Annotated in this window: 22 protein-coding genes and 1 pseudogene; 13 read left to right on the top strand and 10 right to left on the bottom strand. The window is 60.2% G+C overall.

What is annotated here, in order from left to right; all coding sequences use genetic code 11:
* The first annotated feature begins 28 nt into the window (after nt 1-28).
* Genes KGB20_RS19540 through KGB20_RS19530 form a run of 3 tightly spaced genes read left to right on the top strand, consistent with a single transcriptional unit; the run spans nt 29 to nt 1,890 of the window.
* Nucleotides 29-526 carry an MFS transporter gene (locus tag KGB20_RS19540; RefSeq protein ID WP_154860800.1) on the top strand — a complete coding sequence of 166 codons (498 nt, stop codon included), beginning with the start codon at nt 29-31 and terminating at the stop codon, nt 524-526.
* Nucleotides 527-559: 33 nt separating this feature from the next.
* The gene (locus KGB20_RS19535; RefSeq protein WP_090453698.1) at nt 560-1,336 is read left to right on the top strand and encodes a class II glutamine amidotransferase; all 777 of its coding nucleotides are present in this window, start codon (nt 560-562) and stop codon (nt 1,334-1,336) included.
* A gap of 11 nt (nt 1,337-1,347) precedes the next feature.
* Nucleotides 1,348-1,890, top strand: a complete 543-nt coding sequence (locus tag KGB20_RS19530) for a DUF2937 family protein (RefSeq protein ID WP_057715995.1) — start codon at nt 1,348-1,350, stop codon at nt 1,888-1,890.
* 44 nt (nt 1,891-1,934) lie between these two features.
* Here the strand turns inward: KGB20_RS19530 and KGB20_RS19525 are convergent, their stop codons facing one another.
* The 3 genes and pseudogenes from KGB20_RS19525 to KGB20_RS19515 all read right to left on the bottom strand — a co-directional run bounded on the left by KGB20_RS19525 (nt 1,935) and on the right by KGB20_RS19515 (nt 5,514).
* The gene (locus tag KGB20_RS19525) at nt 1,935-4,046 is read right to left on the bottom strand and encodes a TonB-dependent receptor (RefSeq protein WP_150814874.1); all 2,112 of its coding nucleotides are present in this window, start codon (nt 4,044-4,046) and stop codon (nt 1,935-1,937) included.
* Between the two features lie 14 nt (nt 4,047-4,060).
* Nucleotides 4,061-4,323: pseudogene (locus KGB20_RS19520) on the bottom strand (MFS transporter); the annotation flags it as partial.
* A gap of 261 nt (nt 4,324-4,584) precedes the next feature.
* Complete coding sequence (locus tag KGB20_RS19515; RefSeq protein WP_154910881.1) at nt 4,585-5,514, bottom strand: LysR family transcriptional regulator; 930 nt, start codon at nt 5,512-5,514, stop codon at nt 4,585-4,587.
* Nucleotides 5,515-5,660: 146 nt separating this feature from the next.
* On the opposite strand from KGB20_RS19515, the gene KGB20_RS19510 reads away from it, so the two are divergent.
* The 4 genes from KGB20_RS19510 to KGB20_RS19495 all read left to right on the top strand — a co-directional run bounded on the left by KGB20_RS19510 (nt 5,661) and on the right by KGB20_RS19495 (nt 9,397).
* Nucleotides 5,661-6,947: an MFS transporter gene (locus tag KGB20_RS19510; protein WP_154910882.1), complete on the top strand. Its 1,287-nt coding sequence runs from the start codon at nt 5,661-5,663 to the stop codon at nt 6,945-6,947.
* Nucleotides 6,948-7,020: 73 nt separating this feature from the next.
* Nucleotides 7,021-7,773, top strand: coding sequence for a 5-oxoprolinase subunit PxpA (locus tag KGB20_RS19505; RefSeq protein ID WP_057715992.1), 753 nt, complete (start codon nt 7,021-7,023; stop codon nt 7,771-7,773).
* On the top strand, nt 7,770-8,474 hold the full coding sequence (locus KGB20_RS19500; protein ID WP_154860798.1) for a 5-oxoprolinase subunit B family protein: 705 nt from the start codon (nt 7,770-7,772) through the stop codon (nt 8,472-8,474). Before KGB20_RS19505 ends, KGB20_RS19500 begins: the two co-directional genes overlap by 4 nt.
* Nucleotides 8,471-9,397, top strand: coding sequence for a biotin-dependent carboxyltransferase family protein (locus KGB20_RS19495; RefSeq protein ID WP_154946946.1), 927 nt, complete (start codon nt 8,471-8,473; stop codon nt 9,395-9,397). The genes KGB20_RS19500 and KGB20_RS19495 overlap by 4 nt, the downstream gene beginning before the upstream one ends.
* Before the next feature lie 103 nt (nt 9,398-9,500).
* Here the strand turns inward: KGB20_RS19495 and KGB20_RS19490 are convergent, their stop codons facing one another.
* The 3 genes from KGB20_RS19490 to KGB20_RS19480 form a co-directional block, all read right to left on the bottom strand.
* Nucleotides 9,501-10,679 carry a vWA domain-containing protein gene (locus KGB20_RS19490; protein WP_008055445.1) on the bottom strand — a complete coding sequence of 393 codons (1,179 nt, stop codon included), beginning with the start codon at nt 10,677-10,679 and terminating at the stop codon, nt 9,501-9,503.
* A gap of 11 nt (nt 10,680-10,690) precedes the next feature.
* Nucleotides 10,691-11,536: an AAA family ATPase gene (locus tag KGB20_RS19485; protein ID WP_057715989.1), complete on the bottom strand. Its 846-nt coding sequence runs from the start codon at nt 11,534-11,536 to the stop codon at nt 10,691-10,693.
* 146 nt (nt 11,537-11,682) lie between these two features.
* The gene (locus tag KGB20_RS19480; RefSeq protein WP_057715988.1) at nt 11,683-12,756 is read right to left on the bottom strand and encodes a DUF748 domain-containing protein; all 1,074 of its coding nucleotides are present in this window, start codon (nt 12,754-12,756) and stop codon (nt 11,683-11,685) included.
* Nucleotides 12,757-12,885: 129 nt separating this feature from the next.
* Between KGB20_RS19480 and cysK the strand changes: the two genes are divergently transcribed.
* The 3 genes from cysK (at nt 12,886) to KGB20_RS19465 (ending at nt 16,422) form a co-directional block, all read left to right on the top strand.
* Nucleotides 12,886-13,860, top strand: coding sequence for a cysteine synthase A (cysK, locus tag KGB20_RS19475; protein ID WP_090453716.1), 975 nt, complete (start codon nt 12,886-12,888; stop codon nt 13,858-13,860).
* A gap of 263 nt (nt 13,861-14,123) precedes the next feature.
* A complete protein-coding gene (locus KGB20_RS19470) occupies nt 14,124-15,062 on the top strand; it encodes an aspartyl/asparaginyl beta-hydroxylase domain-containing protein (protein ID WP_150814871.1) in 939 nt (312 codons plus the stop codon).
* A 496-nt stretch (nt 15,063-15,558) separates the two neighbouring features.
* Complete coding sequence (locus KGB20_RS19465; protein WP_154946945.1) at nt 15,559-16,422, top strand: DMT family transporter; 864 nt, start codon at nt 15,559-15,561, stop codon at nt 16,420-16,422.
* A 46-nt stretch (nt 16,423-16,468) separates the two neighbouring features.
* On the opposite strand, the gene KGB20_RS19460 is transcribed toward KGB20_RS19465, so the two are convergent.
* The 4 genes from KGB20_RS19460 to KGB20_RS19445 all read right to left on the bottom strand — a co-directional run bounded on the left by KGB20_RS19460 (nt 16,469) and on the right by KGB20_RS19445 (nt 20,605).
* The gene (locus KGB20_RS19460) at nt 16,469-17,410 is read right to left on the bottom strand and encodes a LysR family transcriptional regulator (RefSeq protein WP_150814869.1); all 942 of its coding nucleotides are present in this window, start codon (nt 17,408-17,410) and stop codon (nt 16,469-16,471) included.
* Between the two features lie 69 nt (nt 17,411-17,479).
* On the bottom strand, nt 17,480-19,009 hold the full coding sequence (locus tag KGB20_RS19455) for a tripartite tricarboxylate transporter permease (RefSeq protein WP_154910889.1): 1,530 nt from the start codon (nt 19,007-19,009) through the stop codon (nt 17,480-17,482).
* Complete coding sequence (locus KGB20_RS19450) at nt 19,006-19,539, bottom strand: tripartite tricarboxylate transporter TctB family protein (protein WP_150814867.1); 534 nt, start codon at nt 19,537-19,539, stop codon at nt 19,006-19,008. Before KGB20_RS19450 ends, KGB20_RS19455 begins: the two co-directional genes overlap by 4 nt.
* Nucleotides 19,540-19,591: 52 nt before the next feature.
* Nucleotides 19,592-20,605, bottom strand: coding sequence for a Bug family tripartite tricarboxylate transporter substrate binding protein (locus KGB20_RS19445; RefSeq protein WP_150814866.1), 1,014 nt, complete (start codon nt 20,603-20,605; stop codon nt 19,592-19,594).
* A 445-nt stretch (nt 20,606-21,050) separates the two neighbouring features.
* On the opposite strand from KGB20_RS19445, the gene KGB20_RS19440 reads away from it, so the two are divergent.
* From KGB20_RS19440 to KGB20_RS19430, 3 genes are read left to right on the top strand one after another with little or no spacing between them, the layout of a single operon-like run.
* The gene (locus KGB20_RS19440) at nt 21,051-22,391 is read left to right on the top strand and encodes an MFS transporter (RefSeq protein WP_150814865.1); all 1,341 of its coding nucleotides are present in this window, start codon (nt 21,051-21,053) and stop codon (nt 22,389-22,391) included.
* Nucleotides 22,384-23,343 carry an amidohydrolase family protein gene (locus KGB20_RS19435; protein ID WP_154946944.1) on the top strand — a complete coding sequence of 320 codons (960 nt, stop codon included), beginning with the start codon at nt 22,384-22,386 and terminating at the stop codon, nt 23,341-23,343. Before KGB20_RS19440 ends, KGB20_RS19435 begins: the two co-directional genes overlap by 8 nt.
* Nucleotides 23,340-24,344 (top strand): 4-hydroxythreonine-4-phosphate dehydrogenase PdxA, encoded by a 1,005-nt coding sequence (locus KGB20_RS19430; RefSeq protein WP_154946943.1) that lies wholly within the window; start codon nt 23,340-23,342, stop codon nt 24,342-24,344. Before KGB20_RS19435 ends, KGB20_RS19430 begins: the two co-directional genes overlap by 4 nt.
* The last annotated feature ends 100 nt before the right edge of the window (nt 24,345-24,444 follow it).

The raw sequence follows: 24,444 nt of genomic DNA, 5'->3' as shown, positions 1-24,444 counted from the left end.
TGTCTCCACCCGACTTGCCTGCCTTGCCATGGACACCATGACCGAGAACGACTATCTGATCGCTTGGGGCCTCTACGCCTTCGCCGCTTTGGGCTGCCTGTTGGTGTGGATGCGCTTGACCCGCTGGATGTGGCGTTGGCTGCGTGAGCCGCTACGGCTGGCGATGGTCGTGCTGCTGTTCAGCCCGACCATCATCGACCCGGTCAAGGATAAAGTCGCACCGGCTCTCGCCATTACCGCGCTCGACCTGCTGTTCAAGGTCGGCAACAACGCCTGGCGGGCGATTTCCGATCTGTTCATGTACGGCATGATCGCGTTCGGCTTCTATCTGGTGCTGGTGGCGATCCGTTTCCCCATCGAGCGTGCCTCCAATGCCCGCAGGGAACAGGCTGCCGCCGCCAAAGCCGCCGTCCGTGCCGACGAGCCCGAGGACGATCAACCGTTCGGCGGTGCCGGCGATGATCGTTACGGTCGTCCGCCCGTGCCGAGCACTCCTCAGCGGATGCGAGTCGAACCCCGTCTGTAACCTTGCCCCCTGCGATTGAGCGAGAGTCCGAGCATGTGTGAGTTATTGGGCATGAGCGCCAATGTCCCGACCGATATCGTGTTCAGCTTCACCGGGCTGATGCAGCGCGGCGGACGCACCGGCCCGCACCGCGATGGCTGGGGCATTGCCTTCTATGAGGGCCGTGGGCTACGGCTGTTCCAGGACCCCGCGGCGAGCTGCGAGTCGGAGGTCGCGAACCTGGTGCAGCGCTATCCGATCAAGAGCGAAGTGGTGATCGGGCACATCCGCCAGGCCAACGTCGGCAAGGTCTCCCTGTCCAACACGCATCCGTTCGTCCGTGAGCTGTGGGGGCGCAACTGGTGTTTTGCCCATAACGGCCAGTTGGCGGACTTCCAGCCAGTGGCCAGTTTCTATCGCCCGGTCGGCGATACCGACAGCGAAGCAGCGTTTTGCGATTTGCTCAACCGTGTGCGTGCGGCGTTCCCCGAGCCGGTCGAGGTCGAAGAGCTGCTGCCTGATCTGGTGGCAGCGTGCGCCGAATACCGCAGCAAAGGCGTGTTCAACTGCCTGCTCAGCGACGGTGACTGGCTGTTCTGCTATTGCTCGACCAAGCTGGCGCAAATCACCCGTCGTGCACCGTTTGGCCCGGCGCGCTTGAAAGATGTCGACGTGATCGTCGACTTTCAGGCCGAAACCACGCCTAACGATGTGGTGACCGTCATCGCCACCGAACCCCTGACCGAAAACGAAACCTGGACCCGTTACGAACCGGGTCAATGGAGCCTGTGGCGACGCGGCGAATGTGTCAGCCAGGGCCAGACCGAATAAGGACTCCTTGCATGTTGCTCAGTTATCTACGGCTGGTGTTGTTTGCGGCGGGCCTGTTGATCGGTGTCCAGGTACCGGGCTTCATCAGCGATTACACCAAACGGGTCGAGGCCCACCTGATCGAGGCGCAGGCCAGTCTGAGCGGCTTCCAGAACACCGCCAATCAGTTCTTCAAGGGTGACATGCAGGCTCTGGTCGCGCATTACCGCGCCAGCGAAGACCCGATCTTTCGCAGCGACGCCGACAGCCTGGGCAACCTGCTGACCCGTCAGGTGGCGCTGGACAAGCAATTCCAGGCGATGCAGGGCCCGTGGTACATCCGCTTCCTGCAAGTGGTGCTGGCCGCCGATCCGGATATCCGCAAGGAAACCTGGAATGGCTACAGCTACCAGATCCTGTTGACGCCCGAAGCGATGGTCTGGGGCATGAGCGGCGCCTTGCTGCTGTCGTTCGGGATCGAGTGCCTGTTCCGACTGATCGACTGGGTGGTGCTGGGCGGCAAGCGTCTGCGCCAGAGCCGGCCGATCGAAGAGCGGGATTTGCGCGGTTTGTAACCCCGTCGAACGTCGAGGAGGCGGCAAGCCGGCTCCTCGGTTGATTACCAATCTATCGAATAGCTCATGCTCAAGGTACGGCCTTCGGCGTTGGGGTATGGCGCTTTGGCGTTGGCCTGGGCGAACAGGTTGACGTACGTGCGGTTGGTCAGGTTGTACACCCCGCCTTCCAGGCGACCGACCGGCAAGTACACGGAGCCGAGCAGGTCCACCAGCGTATAGCCTTCGATGTCGCGCCCGTTGTTGTCCTTGGCCGCAGCGTCGTAACTGGACAGGTGCATGCCTTGCAGGCGCAGGCTGTAGTCGTCTTCGGTGTAGCCGACGAATAGCGTGGTCTTGGCCGGTGAAATACGTGTTGCCGGCAGATCGATCCATTTCCCGTTCTGCTGGGTCTCGCCCTTGGCCCAGGCATAGGTACCACCCACCGACCAGTGATCGGTTGCGCGGTAGGTCAGGCTGTTTTCGATGCCGCGAACCCGCTCCTTCTGATTGATCAGACGCAAGACACGGCTATTGGCATCGTAGAACTGGGTCACGTCCGAGGTGTTTTCATAGACGGTGACGTCGGCCTGCCACCGGTCCCAGTCACCGCGCCAGCCCAGCTCATAGCTGTCGACCTTGATGGCCTGGGCGTTGAGGCTCTGGATGTCGAAGGTGCTGCTCACGTCACGCAGGAAGCGCTGGATGTCCGGCAGCGAAAAGCCCTGGCTGAAATTGGCGAAGACGTCCTGATGCTCACTCAGGTGATAGACCGCGCCCAGGTTATAGAGCGTGGCGTCGTATTTGAGGGTGTCACCGGGCAGGACGGCGCGTACGCCGGTCTGCACGATCTGCCCGTAGGCGATGCTGTCGGAGACCTCGCTTTCGATCCATTCGCGGCGCACACCGCCACGCAAGGTCCAGTCCCCGATGTCCCAGGACATCTGCCCGAACAGCGCCTTGGTGGTGGTTTCGATATCCGGGCCCATCTCGTAAGTGGTGCCGGTCTTGGTGTAGGTCAGCCCTTTGAGGGTGTATTGGTCACCACGCTGGCGGGAGCGTTCGTGATCATAGTCGGCGCCCCAGACCAGGTTGCCTGTGGCGCTGCCGATGGCCGGCAACGGCGTGTCGATGGCCGCACGCAGGCCGTAGACATCCTGCACGCTGTTATTGTCGGCGATCCCGGCCTTGCCTCGCGACAGGTCCGGGAAGAACAACGCGTCGGCCCGGCGCCAGTAACTTTCCAGTTGCAGGCCCTGGCCGTAGAAGTCGTTGTCGGTGTAGTTGAGGTTGGCCGCCTGGTTATGGGTATAGGGTTGGTCATCAAGTTTCAGCCCTTGGACCGCCACGGCTTGCTGCGGGTTTTTCGGGTCTTTGGTGTAGCCGGTGTCCTGCTGATCCTTGTAGTCCTGCAGCGACAGGCTGAGTTTTTTGTCGGCATCCAGTTCGTAACCGAAACGACCTTGCAGGTCATAGGTTTCGGTGTCCATGTTGCTGCCCTGGGACGTGTCCTGAGGGATGCGATTGCCGTTGCCGTCATACTGGTCGTTGCGCTGGGTCAGGTCGGCGGACACGTACCAGTCTAAGGCATCCTTGCGCCCGGTCGCACTCTGAAAGGCCTCGTAGGCGAAACCCTTGCTGTTGAGGTTGTTGCCGCTGGTCAGGCCCAGTTTGCTGCTGTAGGCAAGGTCCTGACCCTGATTGCGCTTGGTGATGATGTTGATGATGCCGCCTGAGGCACCGGCACCGTAAATGCTGCTGGCGCCGGAAACCACCTCGATGCGTTCGATACTGGCCGGCGCGATGCTGTTGAGCTGGCGGAAGTTGTCACGCGTGGCGTTCTGCGACACGCCGTCGATCAACACCAGCATGTTGCGCCCGCGCAGGGTCTGGCCAAAGTTGCTCATCCCGCCGCTGGACGGCGCCAGTCCGGGAACCAGTTGCCCCAGAATGTCGGAGACCCGACGCCCCGCGCCACTCTGCTCGCGGATCTGTTGCTCGTCGATCACCTGGACCGAGCCAGGAATCGAGGCAATGCTCGCTTCGCTGCGAGTCGCGGAAACGACGGTGGCTTGCATGTTCAATGTGCCGGGTTGCTGGTCGCTGTCCTCGGCCCAGGTCTGGACGCTGACGGAGCCGAGCAACGGAATCAGCAAGGAAAGTTTGGTTCGGGTCATGAGGTGGTCTTTTTTTAGTCGTGATAAGTGTGGCTAGGCAAATTTGCGGGGCCGGATGTGGAGGTGAATGAGCGCACCCGGCGGATCCCGAGGGCAAAACCCTGCTGGCTTGAAAACACGGTGTTGGCGATCAGTGCCTAGGTGATGGGGAACAGTGCGCCTTGCCAGATGCCCCGGAGACGAGAACCCCCAGCCATTCGTAAGCCAGCGCCGTGGCCGCCAGTGTCAAGGCGCAGAGCCAGGCAACGCTCTCGATGAGACGCAAGATATAAGCGGGATCAGATGCTGGAAGCAGCGCAGCGCGGCGGGCGCCGGTGCATAGCTCAAATGGTCGGGGGTGATGCGGCGAGACTGGAAGGCCTGAGTGCCGAAGGCTTCGCTCCAGTGTGAGAGCAGTTGCTGCTGTCTTTGCGTGAAAGCGCGCATCAAGTCCGATTCCTTCTGGACAGTGGTTTAGCTGAATGCGCGCAGAGAATACATTTTCAAAATATTAATGCAAATGATAGTAATTGCTTGTTGTGCTGTGGGGCGCTCCTTTTCAGAGGCTGGCCAGGGGTTTGCTCAAGACCATGTAGTGCTCGCCCACCTTCTGCGCATAGTTCTCCACCACGTGCTGGCACAACGTCACGATCTCCTCGACCCACTCCGCGCCGACCCGCCATGACACCACCACTTGCAGGTTGGGCGGGCGTTGGTCGATGGCCAGCAAGGTCAATTCCCCCCGCTCCAGTTCCTCGGCCACCAGCACCGGTGGCAATGCGCCGATGCCGAAGCCGTCGCGCAACAAACGGGTGATGGCCGACACCGAATTCACGCAGTTCAGTCGCGGTGTCATGACGCCATTGGCCTGCATCAGCGCCAGCACTTCCTGATGTGGATGGGAGTTTTTCGAATAAGTGATAATCCGCTCACGCGCCAGTTCGGCGACGTTCGTGTAATTTCGGTTGTAGATCGAGTTGCTGGCGACAATCCAGCCCATGGGGTGGCTGGCCAGTTCCAGGCTGCGCACGCTTTCCTGGCGCAGCAGGTCGGTCTGCAGGATCACATCGAGAAAGCCTTTTTGCAGCTGATCGCAGAGGTTGAGCGAGGTATCGGCCACCAGCTCGATTTCCACCAGCGGGTAGTGATCGGTCATCTGCGCCACCAACGGGCTGAGCCAGGTATGGATCACTGTGTCCATCACGCCGATGCGCACCCGCCCGGCCTTGCTCGAGCGGGTCTCGATCGACTGTTTGAGCGCCTGCATGGTGTCCATCATCTGCTCGGCGTAATCAAGCACCTTGAGGCCTTCGGGCGTCAGGCTCACACCGCGCGAGTCACGCAGAAACAGCTTTACCCCGAGTTCACCTTCAAGCACTGCGATGCGGCTGGAAATCGAGGCCTGAGTGGTGAAGAGCTTGTCGGCGGTCAGGCGGAAACTCTTGAGTCGGGCGACCCAGACAAAGGTCTCGAGAAACTTCAGGTTCATGGGATAAAGATTTCTTATGTCTAAGGCGGGTTTTTATTAGTTGGACGCAGCAGGGGCGCGCGTCCAAAAATCGACGCATCCGGTTCCCACGATAGGCGTCGTCGGGGCTCAGAACAATACCAATAAAATCAGCGCGGAGATTTGCCATGAGTGCGCCCGACACCACTGCCATTTCGAAAGCCTCGGCCCGCCCGGGACCTTTCGACTGGTATCGCAACATCAATCAGCAGGAACGCCGCACCTTCTGGAGCTGCAAGATCGGCTATGGCCTGGACGGCATGGACACCCAGATGCTCAGCTTCGTGGTGCCGACCCTGATCGCCATGTGGGGCATCACCACCGGTCAAGCCGGGCTGATTCATACCAGTACACTGATCGCTTCGGCCATCGGTGGTTGGGTGGCAGGGATTCTGTCCGACCGCATCGGTCGTGTGCGCACCTTGCAACTGACGGTGTTGTGGTTTGCCTTCTTCACCTTCCTCTGCGGCTTTGCCCAGAGCTACGAGCAACTGCTGATTGCGCGGACCCTGATGGGCTTCGGTTTCGGCGGCGAGTGGACGGCCGGCGCGGTGCTGATCGGTGAAGTCATTCGAGCCAAGGACCGTGGCAAGGCCGTGGGCATGGTGCAGTCCGGCTGGGCGCTGGGTTGGGGGTTGACGGCGATTCTGTATGCGCTGCTGTTCTCGGTATTGCCACCGGAAGACGCCTGGCGCGCGCTGTTCATCCTCGGCATCGTGCCGGCAATCTTCGTGATATTCGTCCGTCGCCTGGTCAAGGACCCGGAAATCTATCGTGAAGCCAAAGCCAGGCAGGAGCCGAGCAACCCGTCGAAGTTCTACGAGATTTTCGCCCCCGGCATGCTCTTCACCACGATTCGCGCTTCGTTGCTGACCACCGGTGCGCTGGGTGGTTACTACGCGATCACTTCCTGGTTGCCGACTTTCCTGAAGAACGAGCGTGGTTTGAGCGTACTCAATACCAGCGGTTATCTGGCGATGGTGATCGTCGGGTCCTACGTGGGTTATGTCATCAGCGCCTATTTGACCGACATCCTCGGACGTAAAAAGAACTTCATCCTGTTCGCCGTCGGCTCGTTCACCATTGTGTTGCTGTACACGCAACTGCCGGTCAGCAACGGCGTGATGCTGTGGCTGGGCTTTCCGCTGGGCTTCTTTGCCTCCGGGATCTTCAGTGGCATGGGTGCATTCCTGACCGAGTTGTTCCCCACGCGCATTCGCGGTTCGGGCCAGGGTTTTTGCTACAACATCGGACGGGCGCTGGCGGCGTTGTTTCCACTGTTGATTGGCCTGCTCAGCCAGACTGTGCCGCTGAGTGTAGGCATCGGTGCCTTTGCGGCGGTTTCCTACGGCGTGGTGATCCTCGCGGCCTTGAGTTTGCCGGAAACCCGTGGCAAGCAACTCGACGCCCAGTAACTGATAATCTGCGGGGCTGTCTTACAGATATGTCCCGCAGCTGAAAAGAATAAAGCCTACAGGAGTGTTCAGTGTGAGCCGCCTGCTATTGAACTGCGACATCGGCGAGAGTTTCGGCAGCTGGACCATGGGTCTGGACGCGGAAATCATGCCCTTCATCGATTGCGCCAACATCGCCTGCGGTTTTCACGCCGGCGACCCGAGCATCATGCGCAAGACCGTCAGCCTGGCCCTCAGCCACGGTGTGCAAGTTGGCGCGCATCCGGCCTATCAGGACCTGGTGGGGTTCGGCCGTCGATCCATGGCCTATGCCCCCCAGGAACTTCAAGACATTCTGCATTACCAGATCGGCGCCCTCGACGGCATCTGCCGGGCCCAGGGCGGTCGTGTCAGTTACGTCAAACCCCATGGCGCGATGTACAACGACATGATGGCCAACCCGGCACAACTGCGCGCGGTGCTGCAAGCGGTAGCGTCCTATGATCGCAACCTGCCGTTGATGTTGATGGCCACCCGCGACAACAGCGCCGCCCAACAACTGGGCGATGAATACGGCGTGACCCTGTGGTTCGAGGCTTTTGCCGACCGCGCTTATGACAGCGCCGGCAGACTGGTGTCGCGACAACTGCCGGGAGCGGTGCATCACGATCCGGAAAAAATCATCGAGCAGGCGCTGACCATTGCCCGTGGCGATCCGCTCACTGCCAGCGATGGCAGCGCCCTGCATTTGCAGGCCAATACCCTGTGCGTGCACGGCGACAACGCCAGTTCGGTCGCTGCCGTGCAACGCATCCGTGAAGCCTTGAACCGGCAGAGCGCGTCATGAAGCTGCGGGTGGAAGTGGTGGCGCTGGACTGCCTGATGGTGCGCCTGTTCGATGAAATTGCCGAAACCAACATGCCGTGGATGCTGGCGGCCAGTGAAAGTCTGCGCACGGCATTTGCCGGGCATCTGATCGATCTGGTGCCGTCCTACACCACCTTGATGGTGCATTACGACTTGACCGCGCTGAGTCCTGCCCAGGCCCGGGAATTGATTGCCCAGGCGTTGATCGATCTGTCGCCCAATGCGCGTACGCGCGGTACCTGCCATGTGTTGCCGGTGTGGTACGACTTGAGCGTCGGTCCGGAATTGAGCCTGTTGTCGCAACGCAGCGGGTTGGCGGTGGAGGAGGTGATCCGTCGTCACTGCGAGCGTGAATATCAGGTGTTTGCCCTGGGCTTTGCGCCGGGCTTCGCCTTCATGGGGCTGGTGGAAGAGGTGCTTGCCGCGCCGCGTCTGAACACGCCCCGCAAGAAAGTCGCCGCCGGCAGTGTCGGCATCGCCGAACGGCAGACGGCAGCCTACCCGGTGGTGTCGCCGGGGGGCTGGAACCTGATCGGCCGCACACCGGCCAAATTGTTCGATCGCAACCGTGACGGCTACAGCCTGATGCAACCCGGTGACACCGTACGGTTCGAAGCAGTTGGCCATGCCGAATTCATTAATCTGGGCGGTGACGATACGCCACTGGAGGCCCAGGCATGAGCCGTCTGACCATTGAAGCGAGTACGGCGCTGTGCCTGTTGCAGGATGCCGGTCGATTCGGCGTGCGGCATCTGGGCGTGACCCAGGGCGGAGCCGCCGATTGGCGTTCGATGTCCTGGGCCAACTGGCTATTGGGCAACGGGCTGGATGCGCCGGTAATCGAAATCACCCTTGGCGGATTCACCCTCGCGGCCGAGGAAGATTGCGTGCTGGCCTTGGCCGGAGCGGATCTTGGCGCGCAGGTGGACGGCGAAGCGCTGGCGCCATGGCGCAGTTTCAGGTTGCACAAAGGTCAGCGTTTGCAATTCACCCGGCCGCTACTCGGCGCCCGGGCCTATCTGGCGGCGCCGGGTGGGTTTGATGCACCGAAAGTGCTGGGCAGCAGCGCGACGGTGGTCCGTGAGGAACTGGGTGGCCTGGACGGAATGGGCCATGCGCTGGGTAAAGGCGCGTCCTTGAGCTACTCGGGGAACTCGCTGGTATTGCTGCGGGAGTTGCCAAGCCAATGCGTGCCGGACTTCACCGGCGAGCCATTGCTGGATCTGGTGCTGGGTGCGCAGATTGGCGAGTTCAGCGGGCAGAGTCTGTTCGATGCGTTCAACAGCGTGTGGAGTCTTGACAGCCGAGCCGACCGGATGGGCATTCGCCTGTTGGGCACGGCGCTGCAGTACCAGGGCAAACCGATGATTTCCGAAGGTATTCCGTTGGGGGCGGTGCAAGTGCCGCCTGACGGGCAGCCGATTGTGTTGCTCAATGATCGGCAGACCATCGGTGGTTATCCGCGATTGGGGGCATTGACACCGTTGGCGCTGGCGCGGCTTGCGCAGTGCCTGCCAGGGGCGCGGGTGCGGTTGCGGCCGGTGGTGCAGGATGTCGCTCATCGTGAACAGGTCGAGTACTTGCAGCGCTTTTTGAAAGGCTAAAAGCTTCGCGAGCAAGCCCGCTCCCACATTTGATCTGTGTCGTGCACAAAACCAATGTGGGAGCGGGCTTGCTCGCGAAGAGGCCTCCACAGGCGACGAATTTCTACTTGGACAGAAACCGCATCCCTTCCTCCAGCCCGCGAAGGGTCAGCGGATACATCTGGTCCTCAATCAAGTCCCGCACGATGTTGGTCGAAGAGGTATAGCCCCACGTGTCCTTCGGATACGGGTTGATCCAGATGAGTTTCTTGTACTTCTCCTTGAACCGCTGCATCCACACGTAACCGGCTTCTTCGTTCCAGTGCTCGACGCTGCCGCCCGCCTGGGTGATTTCATAGGGCGCCATGGCGGCGTCACCGATGAAGATCACTTTGTAGTCGGCGCCGTACTTGTGCAGCAGGTCCATGGTCGAAGTACGCTCGGAGGTGCGGCGCATGTTGTTCTTCCACACCGATTCATAAATGAAGTTGTGGAAGTAGAAGTACTCCAGATGCTTGAACTCGGTCTTGCAGGCCGAGAACAGCTCCTCGCAAATCTTCACATGGGCGTCCATCGAGCCGCCGATGTCGAACAGTAGCAACAGCTTGACGGTGTTACGCCGCTCCGGCCGCATCTGGATGTTCAGCAGGCCGGCATCCTTGGCGGTATGGTCGATGGTGCCGTCGATGTCCAGCTCTTCGGCCGCGCCCTGTCGGGCAAACTTGCGCAAGCGCCGCAGGGCGACCTTGATGTTGCGGGTGCCCAGCTCGACCGAATCGTCGAGGTTCTTGTATTCGCGCTGGTCCCAGACCTTGACCGCCTTGCCCTGGCGCTTGCCGGCATCGCCGACCCGAATGCCTTCCGGGTTGAAACCGCCGGAACCGAACGGGCTGGTGCCACCGGTGCCGATCCACTTGTTGCCACCGGCGTGGCGTTCCTTTTGTTCTTCCAGACGTTTCTTGAACTCTTCGATCAGCTTGTCCAGGCCACCCAGGGACTGGATCGCCGCCCGCTCTTCGTCGGTCAGCGAACGCTCGAATTCCTTGCGCAGCCAGTCTTCGGGAATCAAGGCCTGCAAGTGGTCGTCGAGTTTTTCAAGGCCATTGAAGTAGGCACCGAACGCCCGGTCGAATTTGTCGAAATGCTTTTCGTCCTTCACCAGGATCGCCCGGGACAGGTAATAGAACTCGTCCATGTCGGCGAAGGTCACGCGTTGTTTCAGCGCGTTGATCAGGTCCAGCAGCTCACGCACCGAGACCGGCACCTTGGCTGCACGCATTTCATTGAACAGGTTGAGCAACATGGCGTTGACCCTTATCGGCTGCCGCGACGGCTCATGAACGCCAGACGCTCCAGCAGTTGCACGTCCTGTTCGTTCTTGACCAGCGCACCGGCCAGCGGCGGGATGGCCTTGGTCGGATCACGCTCGCGCAGCACCGCTTCGCCGATGTTGTCGGCCATCAACAGCTTCAGCCAGTCCACCAGCTCGGAGGTCGAAGGCTTCTTCTTCAGGCCCGGCACCTTGCGTACGTCGAAGAACACGTCCAGCGCTTCGCTGACCAGGTCTTTCTTGATGTCCGGGTAGTGCACGTCGACGATCCGCTGCATCGTTACGCGATCCGGGAAAGCGATGTAGTGGAAGAAGCAGCGGCGCAGGAACGCATCCGGCAGCTCTTTTTCGTTGTTGGAGGTAATGATGATGATCGGACGTTTTTTGGCCTTGATGGTCTCGTCGATCTCGTAAACGTAGAACTCCATCTTGTCGAGTTCTTGCAGCAAGTCGTTCGGGAATTCGATGTCGGCCTTGTCGATTTCGTCGATCAGCAGGATGACTCGTTCTTCGGATTCGAAGGCTTCCCAGAGCTTGCCCTTTTTCAGGTAGTTGCGAACGTCGTGGACCTTTTCCGTGCCGAGCTGCGAATCGCGCAGGCGGCTGACCGCGTCGTACTCGTACAGGCCCTGGTGGGCCTTGGTGGTGGATTTGATGTGCCAGGTGATCAGCTTGGCGCCAAAGGATTCGGCCAGTTGCTCGGCGAGCATGGTCTTGCCGGTGCCCGGTTCGCCCTTGACCAGCAACGGCCGCTCCAGGGTGATGGCGGCGTTGACCGCCAGCTTCAGGTCATCGGTGGCGACGTAGGCCTGGGTGCCTTCGAACTTCATCTGCTAATCCTCGAACGGTAACGCCGACCTGTACGAGGCAGGGCGGGGGAGCAATAAAAGAGTCAGCCCCGACTATAACGCGGTGTCCGGTCGACTGTGAACGCAGACGGCTTATTCAGTCTCTGAATGGGGCGTCACTTGGTGACTCAGCCTGCATCCGGCTTTGGCCGTTCATACCGCGCATTGAATGCCTGGATGAAACCATTGCGCAAAATCTGTAAAAAAGCCTGGAATGCGCTGACATCTTGCTGATGCACATTACCCTTGAGCTCGACCCGTGTCGCAAACTGGTTTTTGCCCTGGTTTTTCAAGACGGTCTCGGTACCACCGACGAGGGCTTCCCAAATCGAGCGGAATAGCCCTTTGTCCTCGCTTTGCACATCCTGCTGCCAGTTGAACACGTCAACATCGCGCAGCAATGGCTTGATATAGCCGGTCAGTCGCCCCTTGCTGGCTGAGGCTTCGATCACCACGTCGCCATGGCCGGCGTTGAAGTCGAACTTGCCGTAGGCCGCGGCGAAGTCGTTCAAGCGCTTGAGCTCGATATCCGTGGTGCGCAAGCGAAACTCGAAGTCTTCGAAGTCGCTCAAGGGATCGAATGTGGCTGTGGTTTCCAGTGGTGCGTGCCCCAGCAGCAGGGCTTTGCCTTCGAAGCGCGCATCACGCTTGCCTTTGGTGTCGACCACGTTGGTCAGGTTGTAGATGTTGGCATCCACTTTTGTGGCATTCATGTTCACGGGTGGCTTGGAGTTGAAGTTGCGAAAACTGATCTTGCCGTCGTTGATCCGCACTTCGTTCAGGGTAATGGGCAGCAGCTTGCCTAATTGTGCTCGCCAGTCGGTACCCTCGCCGGTCTGGGAATTTTGCTTGTTGGCGCCATCGACGAAGTTGACCTCGGGTTTGTCGAACTGCGCCTCGGCCACCACTGCGTGGTCATGCCAGAGCGAGTGCCAGCTGACGGAGAGGTCAATCAATGGCGCATTGACGAAAGGCACGGGGACCTTGCCATTGACCTTGACGATTTTCAGTCCATTGATTTTGTAGGCGCCGCGCCACAGGGCCAGGTCCACGTCGGTAATCTGGCCGCGGTAGTCACCCATGTTCGCCAATCTCTCGTTGAGGTAATCGCGCACGATGTAGGGCAGGGCAATGTGCAAGGCAACCAGCAGCAGACCGAGGCCGGCGAGGGTCCACAGGGGCCAGCTGTATCGACGTTTCATGGCGGCAAATCTCTGGCTGTCTAAAGCCATTGACTGCACTGATAAGCGGACGTTCGACCCGACTGGACGCCTGCGGGCAAGAGGCTTACCTTGATGCCCTATTTCAATGCTGTCGTTAAGGACCCAGCCATGAGCCGCATTTTCGCTGACAACGCCCACTCCATCGGTAATACGCCGCTGGTGCAGATCAATCGTATTGCGCCGCGTGGTGTGACCATCCTGGTCAAGATCGAAGGGCGCAACCCCGGTTACTCGGTCAAGTGCCGGATCGGTGCGAACATGATCTGGGATGCCGAGGGCAGCGGCAAACTCAAGCCGGGGATGACCATCGTAGAACCCACCTCCGGCAATACCGGCATCGGCCTGGCCTTCGTGGCCGCCGCCCGTGGCTACAAGCTGATGCTGACCATGCCGGCGTCCATGAGTATCGAACGCCGCAAGGTACTCAAGGCACTGGGCGCCGAACTGGTGTTGACCGAGCCGGCCAAAGGCATGAAAGGCGCCATCGAGAAGGCCGGTGAAATCGTTGCCGGCGACCCGTCGAAGTACTTCATGCCGGCGCAATTCGACAACCCGGCCAACCCGGCCATCCACGAAAAAACCACCGGCCCGGAGATCTGGAACGATACCGACGGCGCGGTCGACGTGCTGGTGGCAGGTGTCGGAACCGGTGGAACCATCACCGGGGTTTCACGGTATATCAAGAACACCCAGGGCAAACCGATACTTTCGGTGGCGGTGGAGCCAGTGGTGTCGCCGGTGATCACCCAGGCCCTGGCGGGTGAAGAAATCAAGCCGAGCCCGCACAAGATCCAGGGCATCGGTGCCGGTTTTGTGCCGAAGAACCTCGATTTGTCGATCGTCGATCGGGTGGAACTGGTCAGTGACGAAGAGTCCAAGGCCATGGCCTTGCGCTTGATGCAGGAAGAGGGAATCTTGTGCGGGATTTCCAGCGGCGCCGCCATGGCGGTGGCCGTAAGACTGGCGGAGACCCCGGAAATGCAGGGCAAGACCATTGTCGTGATCTTGCCGGATTCCGGTGAGCGTTACCTGTCGAGCATGCTGTTCAGTGATCTGTTTACCGAACAGGAGAATCGCCAGTAAGTGCCAGATATTGGCGGATCGTGACTGGCGCTGACGGTTGAGGCGTTATCGCTGGTTGCGATCCATTGATCTGTTCCGGTTGATGATGGATTGCATCAGCCAGCGTTCAGGCACCTTATGTTAATAAGTGCTTTGTTGCACATTCATTAACATTGAATGTTGAAAAGTGCAGGTTTTCACCGGGGCGGTAGTGTTTATCATGCTGGTAGCCACGTCGGGCAATGGACGTGGTGCGGTGCCGTTTATCTTCAAAGGAGTTGTCGATGATCCCGTCGTTTGCCGCGAAAGCCTCGTTGTTGTTGCTGTTTCTCGGTAGCACCCTCTATGTGCATTTGCGCGGCAAGACGCGCCTGCCGGTTTTGCGCCAGTTCGTTAACCATTCGGCACTGTTCGCCCCCTATAACGCCCTGATGTACCTGTTTTCCGGTGTACCTTCGAAACCGTATCTGGATCGCAGCAAGTTCCCGGAACTTGATGTACTCAAGGACAACTGGGAGGTGATTCGCGACGAAGCGATGCACTTGTTCGACGAGGGGTATATCCGCGCGGCGGCAAAGAACAACGACGCCGGCTTTGGCTCGTTCTTCAAGAAGGGCTGGAAGCGTTTCTATCTCAAGTGGTACGACAAACCGCTGACTTCCGCCGAAGCCTTGTGCCCGAAAACCGTGCAACTGGTCAACAGCATCCCCAGCGTCAAAGGCGCCATGTTCGCGCTACTGCCGGGCGGCAGCCACCTCAATCCGCATCGCGATCCGTTTGCCGGTTCCCTGCGTTATCACTTGGGCCTGTCCACTCCCAATTCCGATGGTTGCCGCATCTTTGTCGATGGTCAGGTTTACGCCTGGCGCGATGGTGAAGACGTGATGTTCGACGAGACCTACGTGCACTGGGTCAAGAATGAAACGCAAAAGACCCGTGTCATACTGTTCTGCGATATCGAACGTCCGCTGAGCAATCGCTTCATGACCCGCATCAATCGCAGTATCAGCGCCTGGCTAGGTCGTGCGACGGCACCGCAGAACCTTGATGACGAGCGAGTGGGAGGCATCAACCGGGTCTATGCCTGGAGCAAGAACTCCAGCGATAAACTCAGTGGTGTGGTCAAGCAATGGAAGCGGCGCAATCCCAAGGCCTACCGTGTACTGCGTCCGGTACTGGCGGTGCTGGTGCTGATGTTGTTGGGGTATTGGTTGTTTGGCTAACGCTGGATACAGAATAAAAGAACCGCTCGTTGTGAGCGGTTTTTACAGGTTTTCGCGCAATCCCTGAATACCCCTCCAACCGCACAATGCAGACTCTGTACCGACTGTCGTAGCTGGCCTTTTGGTCGAGTCGTTGCAATCCATGTCGAACGCTGGTTATAGTCGGCGCACGGTGAGTTTCGGACTCACTTTTTTATCCCTCGAACAAAGATCAGCCCAATGCCTGCATCCCTCATCAACGCGGTAGTCGATTCAGCGGTCAACGCTGGCGTCGTGCCGTGCGGGAATCAGCAGCCGGGGCAGATCAGTCATTACCCCCCTCCTGTCAGTCGCACACCAGTGTGCGCGGTGGTCTCACCGCCAGGCGTTGGCATTTCGGGCTGAACAGCTGCTCTCTGCTGTTCCCAAGCACGTCTGAAAAAGCGCCCGCCTGAAAAAAACGACTGAATTTCAGCTTCGGCTGAGTTGGCTTTTTGCCTGACTACAGGTGGTATTCATGTTTGTCCTTTCGAAAAACTCCGCGCTCGCGGCGGCGTCCACGAGCCTGTTCGTTCTGCTGTGGAGCAGCGGGGCGATCTTCTCCAAATGGGGGCTGGCCCACGCGTCGCCCTTTGCCTTCCTGATGTTCCGTTTCGTCATCGCCCTGGGCGGCCTGGTGTTGCTGGTGCCGTTGCTCAAGCTGAGGTTGCCCAAGGGCGGCAAACCGATGCTGTATGCGATGGTCACCGGCGTGGTGTTGTTGGGGGCGTATCAGATTTTCTATCTGCTGGCCCTGGACCTTAAAGTCACGCCCGGGGTGATGGCGACCATCATGGGCGTGCAGCCGATTCTCACCGTAGTGATCATGGAGCGGCACCGATCAATAAGCCGGATGTTCGGTCTGGCGCTAGGCTTGGCCGGGTTGATCATGGTGGTTTACCAGGGCATCGGTTTGGCCGGCATGTCTTTGGCGGGCATGCTCTTCGGTCTGCTGGCGCTGGCGAGCATGACGTTCGGTTCGATCATGCAGAAACGCATCACCGACAATCCCCTCGGCACACTGCCGGTGCAGTATCTGGCCGGACTGCTGTTGTGCGGGATTTTCGTACCCTTCCAGCCGTTTCACTTCGAGCACAGCAGCGGTTTCATCCTGCCGGTGTTGTGGATGGGGCTGGTGGTGTCGGTGCTGGCAACGTTGTTGCTGTACCGCTTGATTGCTCAAGGCAATCTGGTGAATGTCACCAGCCTGTTTTACCTGGTGCCAGCGGTAACGGCGGTGATGGATTATCTGATCTTCGGCAATCGCCTGGCGATGTTGAGCTTGTTCGGCATGCTGCTGATCATTGTCGGTCTGGTGTTCGTCTTCCGTAAAACCGTGTAATTGCGGGTAAACCCGAGAAGGCCTGGAGCAATGCTCCGGGCCTTTATCATTTGGCCAGTGCATGCTCGGCCCGCACCGAATTCATGAACGCCTGCATCGCTGAAGACTGAATGCGATGGCGCCGGGTGATCAGCCCGAAAGGCGGCAGTCGCGCCTCGAACTTGATCGGCAGCACCGCGAGCAAATCCCGACCCGGATAATCCTCGACCACCGACAGCGGTGTGACGCCGAGCATGTCGGTCTGCTGGATCAACGACAGCAAGGTCATGATCGACGTGGTTTCGACGATGCTGCTCGGGATGTCGACCCGCGCGTTGTGGAATACCTGGTTGATGATCGCGCGCATCGGGCTGGGCTGTTGTTGCAGCACCCAGGTCATGTTCTGCAATTCGGCCCAACTCAGTTGCGTGGCCTTCGCCAATGGATTCTGTGCGCCGCAAATCACGCACAGAGCTTCCTCGCCAAGGCTGTCGAACAGCAGCTCTTCGGCCCGGGCACCGGCCGGAATCCGCCCCAGCACGATATCCAGTTGATCCTGTAAAAGTGCCTGCACCAGTACGTCGCTGGTGTCGACCTGAATGCTCATCGACAAGCGCGGGTGACTTTGTTTCAAGGTGGCGATGGTGCGGGTCAGTAGCCCCGAGGCCAGCGCCGGAATGGCCCCGACCGCGACCCGGCCAAGGTTGCCGGATTCGAGAGCGACCAGTTCTTCACGCATGCCGCTGAGTTCGGCGAATACCATACGCGCGTAGTAGATGACCGTTTCCCCGAACGGGGTAGAGCGCATGCCCCGGGGCAGACGCTCGAACAGCTCGACGCCCAACAGGTCCTCGGCTTCATGGAGCATTTTGGTCGCAGCCGGTTGGGTCATGCCAATGTGGTCGGCGGCGCGGCGCAACGAGCCGAATTCCTGCAACGCCAGCATCAACCGCAGTTGGCGCAGGCGCAGTCGACTGTGGATCACATTGGCATCAGGAATTCGGGTCATTGGCCGTGCTCGAAAGAAGGACTGTGGCAAGCCTGACAACAAATGCCAGGCGTTGCCAGCATTGCTGTGTCACAGCACCGATTTTGCCTTGGCAACGTGGGATTTGCGCAGGCCCATCAGGCTTTGCAGCGCTTTGGAAATCAACGGCCAGAACAGCATCAGCAGCGCTGCCGTGGTCAGGCTGCCGACCAACGGGTTGGACCAGAAGATCCCCAGGTGCCCGTCGGAGAACAGCATCGACTGGCGGAACGCATCTTCTGCCTTGTCCCCCAGCACCGCCGCCAGCACCAGCGGCGCAATCGGGTAGCCGAGTTTCTTGAACAGATAACCCAGCGCACCGAAGCCGAGCATCAGCACCACGTCGAAGAACGAGTTGTGCACCGAGTAGGCACCGATGGCGCAGACCATGATGATGATCGGCGCGATGATCGAGAACGGAATGCGCAGGATCGAAGCGAACAACGGCACAGTGGCCAGCACGACGATCAGGCTCACTACGTTGCCCAGGTACATGCTGGCGATCAGGCCCCAGACAAAATCGTGTTGCTCGACGAACAGCGTCGGCCCCGGATGCAGGCCCCAGATCATCAAGCCACCGAGCATCACCGCGGCCGTAGCGGAACCGGGAATGCCCAGTGTCAGCATCGGCAGCAGGGCACTGGTGCCGGCGGCGTGGTCGGCGGTTTCCGGGGCGATCACCCCTTCGATTTCGCCCTTGCCGAAGTTTTCGCGGTTCTTCGAGAAACGCCGGGCCAGGCTGTAGCTCATGAATGACGCGGCGGTCGGTCCGCCCGGGGTGATGCCCATCCAGCAACCGACCAGGGTGCTGCGCACAATCGTCCACCAGTAGCGCGGCAATTTCGCCCAGGTGCGCAAAATCACCATCGGCGTGATCCGCGCATGCTCACCACGGAATACCAGGCCTTCCTCGACGGTGCAGAGGATTTCACCGATGCCGAACAGACCGATCACCGCGACTTCGAAGCTGATGCCGGTCATCAGGATCGGCTGGTCGAATGTCAGGCGCAGGTTGCCGGACACGGTGTCCATGCCGACCGCCGCCATGGCGAAACCGATCATCATCGCCACCATGGTTTTCAGCGGCGGGTTCTTGCTCATGCCGATGAAGGTGCAGAACGCCAACAGGTACACCGCGAAGAACTCCGGCGAACTGAAGGACATGGCGAATTCGGCAATCCGGGTCGACACAAAAGTCAGCAGCAACACACCGCACAGCGCGCCGATCAAGGCCGAGCTGAACGCGGCGGTCAGCGCTTCGGCGGCGCGGCCTTCGCGAGCCATCGGATATCCGTCGAAGGTGGTCGCCACCGATGAGGGCTCTCCGGGGATGTTGAACAGTATCGAGGTGATCGAGCCGCCGAACAGCGCGCCCCAATACATGCACGACAACAGGATGATCGCCGACACCGGTGACATGGTGAAGGTCAGCGGCAGCAACAGCGCCACGCCATTGGGGGCACCGAGACCGGGCAACACGCCGACCAGGATGCCCAGCAGCACGCCGATCACCATCAGGCCGATATGGCCCGGCGTAAGGATCAGGTTCATGCCTTGCAGCAGGGAATCGAACTCGCTCATTTGAAATTTCTCCCGGCCAGGGCAATCCAGTCGCCCAGTGGGCCGGCATCCAGCGGCACCTTGAACCACAACGCGAAAATCAGGTAACTGGCGAGCACCGCGCCCAGGGACACACTGCCAATCATCCATTTGCTGTACGGTTTGGCGCGCACTTTGTCACGCCACATGAACCAGGCAATGAAACACGCCGAGGACACATAGATGCCGGTGAAGGGCATGGTGCCGACGAACAGCGCAATCGGGATGAACACCGACATCACTTGTTTGAATGCACTGTAACTGACGAACGCAACGCTCAATGCTTGCCAGCGCACCACGGTCAACACGCCGTTGGCGATGCTCGCGGCGCTCAACATCAGGCCGATGTAGAAGGGGAAGTAACCCGGCTCGGGGCCGGTATCCCCCCAGCCGATGCCTTGCTCGACGCTGCCGAACATCACCACAACCCCGATCAGGGTGGTGAACAACGCCAGGCCGAGTTCGACCCAACGGGTGCCGACCCGTGCCGGTGAATCCGAAGAATGGGACATGAAACACCTCCAGCAGATGACGACCGCCCGCAGGCGAGCGGTCGTGACAACTTTAGTTTTTCAACCAACCGGCTTCTTTGAACACCGGGGTGACGCGGGCGGTGTCTTTTTCGATGTAGGCGGTCAGTGGCTCGCCTTCGAGGAAGGTCGGCACCAGAGCGTTCTGCTTGACGTAGGCCTTGAACTCCGGAGTTTCCGTGACTTTGCGCATTAGCTCGACATAGAACGCCCGCTGTTCGGCGGTGACTTCGCCGGGCATGAACACGGTGCGCGGGAAGCGATACTGATCGATGCCCAGACCTTGTTCGTGACAAGTCGGCACGTCCGCCCAGGACTTGTCGCCGGCGACTTTGTCGGTGTAGCTCATGCGCTCCTTGCTGAACACGCAGAGCGGCTGGACCTGATCGCCACGCCATTGACTGATGCTTTCACTGGGGTTGTTGACGTTGGCGGCGATGTGTTTTCCGGCCAATTGGGTCGCGGCCTCGCTGCCGCTCTTGAACGGGATGTACACCAGTTTGCTGTTGTTGGTCTGGTTCAGCAGGAGGGTCAGGGTCTGGTCGACGTCCTTGGACTGGCTGCCTCCCATGCGCAGATTCGACGGGTCAGCCTTGACCGCTTCGTAGAAGCTTTTCGCATCCTTCCACGGCGCGCCCTTATAGCTCCAGAGAATGAAGTCATCCTCGGCCACGGCGGCAATCGGGGTCAGCTCCTGCCACTGGTAACCGAGCTTGGACACCAGAGGCAACAGGTAGATGTTGTTGGTGCCGATCACCAGTTTCTCGGCATCGCCCTTGTTCATTTTCATGTCGAGGAAGGCTTCGGCACCGTTGCCGCCGCCCTTGTTCAGGACGATGGTGTTCACGTCGAGCAGCTTGTGGGTGGTGATGATCGACTGGATCAGGCGACCGAGCTGGTCAGTGCCACCACCGGGGCCACCGGCGACGACGATTTCGACGTTCTTGTCCGGTTGCCAGGCGTTAGCAAAAGCGGGAAGGGCGCTGGCGGTGATCAGGGTGCAGCCGAGAAACAGACGGGAGGTGCGACGGACGAATGCATTTCGCATGATGGAAGAGCCTCGTTTTTATGTTCTTGTAATTGTTATGAGCGACTTGACTGTGCCGTGAAGCCGCAAGCCTGGGCTGAGTGTGTGAAGGTGCGGGCACGGCGTCTAGTCAAAACAATACATACACCGATAGCCTGGGGTTATAGCTCGGCAAACGAACAGGCACTTCTGTAGGAGCGAGCCTGCTCGCGATGTACTCAAGGGCGCTGCGTTAACTCAGGAAACAAGCGTTTTTGTTGAAGTCCATCGCGAGCTGGCTCGCTCCTACAGTGAAGGGCGTGCATGGTTGAAAGGGCATTGAAAGCAGGGCATGACATAACTCGAGGCTATCGCCTGATTTCAAGTTTTGATTAGACGGTTATCACCGAGCCTTCGATAGTGCTCACAAACGTCGCCAGGAAGCGGCGCTGCTGTCTCCACAAAAATAATAAAAGAGGTACGCACCATGGCTCGTTCCAGTGCATCCCTGAATCTGGCCGGTGCAGATATCCAGCCCCAGGCCGCGGTACCCGCGCAGAGCTCCACCGCCAAGGCCAGCAACGTGCGTTGGCGGATCTTCGCGATCATCTTCGCGCTGACCATGGTCAACCTGATCGACCGGGTGTCGCTGTCCATCGCGATGCCGACCATCGCCCATGAATTCTCCCTGTCACCGAGCCTGCAAGGGCTGATCCTCAGCAGCTTCTTCTGGGCCTATGCGTTGTTGCAGATTCCGGGCGGCTGGTTGATTGATCGATTTGGTCCGCACCGGGTCATCAGCTGGTCCACCGGGTTGTGGGGCACGTTTCAGGTGCTGGCGGCGTTCGCCACCGGCGGCTTGTCGTTGTTGTTTGCCCGGGTTGCGCTGGGGGCCGCCGAAGCACCGCTGTTCCCGTCGGGCGGTAAACTGATTTCCCTGTGGCTGGCGCCGAGCGAGCGCAGTCGCGGGGCGGTGCTGATGGACAGTGGCAGCCCGTTGGGCGTGGCCCTTGGTGGGTTGATCATTGCCTGGCTGATTGCCTCCCTGGACTCCTGGCGCCTGGCGTTTGTGATCGCCGGTATTGCGACCCTGGTGTTGGCTTGGCTGGCGCGGCGTTACCTGCGCGATGACCCGGCCAGTCATCCGCAGGTCAATGAAGATGAGTTGGAGAAGATCAACGCCGGTCGCGCCACTCCCGCTGCCGAAGCCGCGCGGGTAGCGGTCAAAGGCCTGGGCATCGCGGCCCGTTCCCTGAGCGGTTTGCTGATCGGCCGGGCCAGTTGGGCCATGGTGTATTTCGGCCTGCTGACCTGGGGCCCGAGTTACCTGGCCCAGGCCCGTGGTTTTGATATCAAGGGCATTGGTGCGGCGACCTTCGTGATCTTCGTTTGCGGTGCGCTCGGCTCGTTGACCGGTGGTTTCCTCTGCGATGGCTTGATCCGCAAAGGCGTCAGCCGCGGTGTGGCGGTCAAGAGCCTGCTGGCGTTTTCCGGCCTGGTGGCTCTGGGCGCGTTCCTGTTGCTGCCGACCTTGAGTAATTCTTTTGCGGCGGTGGCGCTGTTGGCCATGACCGCGTTTTTCCTGATGTGGGGCAGTCTCTACTGGAGCTTCCCGGCGCTATTGGCGGCGCCGGCGCGGGTCGGCCTGATCGGCGGCGTGATGAACATGGCCGGCAGCACGGGCGGCATCGCGGTACCGATTCTGGTGGGGGTGATCCTGCAAGCGACCGGTGGCTTTGCTCCGGTGCTCGGGTTCTTCGCTGCGTGCTCGGCAGTCTTCGTGCTGGCGACCTTGTTCATCAGCCTGGATGAGGTGCGTCATGACTAATGCGTTATGGAACGGCCCGATCATCGACGCCCATCATCACTTCTGGGACCCGACCGTCAACGATCACCCCTGGCTCGCGCCCCAGGCCAATATCCCGTTTCGATACGGTGACTACAGCGCCATCAAGCGTCGCTATTTTCCCGAGGATTACTTCGCCGATGCCGGCGAGCATCGCGTGGTGCAAACGGTGTACGTCGAGACCGAATGGAACCCCAAGGACCCGATTGGCGAAACCCGATTCATCGAACAACTGGCCGCTCGCTACGGCGTGCCCAATGCGATCGTGGCGCAAGCCTGGCTCGACCACCCGGACGCCATCGATGTCCTGGCCGCACAGGCGCGCTTCAAGCATGTGCGCAGCGTGCGGCACAAACCCGGCGGGCCGGCCACGCCGCAACAAGTCGGGCATATGCGCAGCCTGATGAGCGACGAACGCTGGCGCCGCAGTTACGCCACGCTCGAAGGGCTGAGCTTGCATTTCGACTTGCAGACACCCTGGTGGAACCTGCACGAGGCCGAGCGCCTGGCCCGGGATTTTCCCGGTATCACGCTGATTCTCAACCATACCGGATTGCCCAACGACCGCAGTGCCGAAGGCCTGGCGGGATGGCGTCTGGCGATGGCGCGACTGGCACAGTGGCCAAATGTGCAGGTGAAGATTTCCGGTCTGGGGCAGGGCGGCCAGCGCTGGCGCGCCAAGGACAACGCCTGGATCGTGCGCGAAGTGATCGCGATGTTCGGCAGCCACCGGGCGATGTTCGCCAGCAACTTCCCCGTGGACAGCCTCTGCGGCTCGTTCGATGACATCTACAGCGGTTTCAAATCCATCGTCGCCGATCTGCCGACGGCCGATCAGGAGCGACTTTTCTACAGCAACGCGCAGCGGGTCTATCGCTGCGAACCTTGCGCCATCGACCGGGCGCAGCCTGAACCCTTGAGGAGTGAAGCATGAGCAAATCCACCATCGCGATGGTCCTTGGGGACCCGGCGGGCATCGGCCCTGAGCTGATCGCCCGCCTGCTCGGCGAGCCCGAAGTGCGCAGCCAGGCTAATGTGATCCTGATTGCCGACGAAGCGGAAATGCGTCGAGGCATGCGCATCGCCGGGATGGAGTTTCCCTATCGTCGCGTCGAGTCCCTGGAGCATCTGGCATTCGTCGATGACACGCCGTTGTTCTATGACTTTCGTGGCGACACCATCGGTGAGTTTCCTCGCAGCGAAGCCAGTGTGATCGGCGGTCGCTACAGCCTCGACACCCTGGAAAAAGCCCTGCGCCTGACCGAGGCCGGCACCACTGATGCGGTACTGTTCGGCCCGTTGAACAAAACCTCGTTGCACATGGCCGGCATGGCCCACAGTGACGAGTTGCACTGGTTCGCCGAGCTGCTGGATTTCCACGGGCCGTTCTGCGAATTCAACGTGCTCGATAACCTTTGGACTTCACGGGTGACCTCCCACGTGGCCCTGGCCGATGTGCCGGGCCTGCTCAGCCAGCAACGGGTGGTTGAGGCGATTCAACTGATCGACACGGCGCTCAAGCGCAACGGACTGGAAAAGCCGCGGATCGGCGTATGCGGCCTGAACCCGCACAACGGCGACAACGGCTCGTTCGGTCGCGAGGAGCTGGACATCATCGGCCCGGCGGTCCGCTCGGCCCAGGCGCTGGGAATCGCGGCGGACGGACCTTATCCGGCCGATACGATTTTCCTCAAGGTCCAGGGCGATGCCAGTGCCTTCGACGCAGTGGTGACGATGTACCACGACCAGGGTCAGATCGCGATCAAGCTGATGGGCTTCTCCCGTGGGGTGACGGTGCAGGGCGGGTTGCCGATCCCGATCACCACCCCGGCCCATGGCACTGCGTTTGATATCGCGGGGCAGGGCAAGGCCAACGTCGGCGCGATCCGCCAGGCGTTCGAGATTGCGTGCCGGATGGGGCGCAACCGCCACTGAACCCGGATTTCCAAAACGACAAAAATCCCCTGTGGGAGCGGGCTTGCTCGCGAATGCGCTGGGTCAGACGACAACTGTGTCGACTGACCCAGCGCATTCG

Source organism: Pseudomonas sp. BF-R-30 (genome assembly GCF_019956175.1).
In the GTDB taxonomy this organism is placed as follows: Bacteria; Pseudomonadota; Gammaproteobacteria; order Pseudomonadales; family Pseudomonadaceae; genus Aquipseudomonas; species Aquipseudomonas jessenii.
Note: the sequence above shows the minus strand (reverse complement) of the source record. Positions and strands in the feature narration are given on the sequence as shown.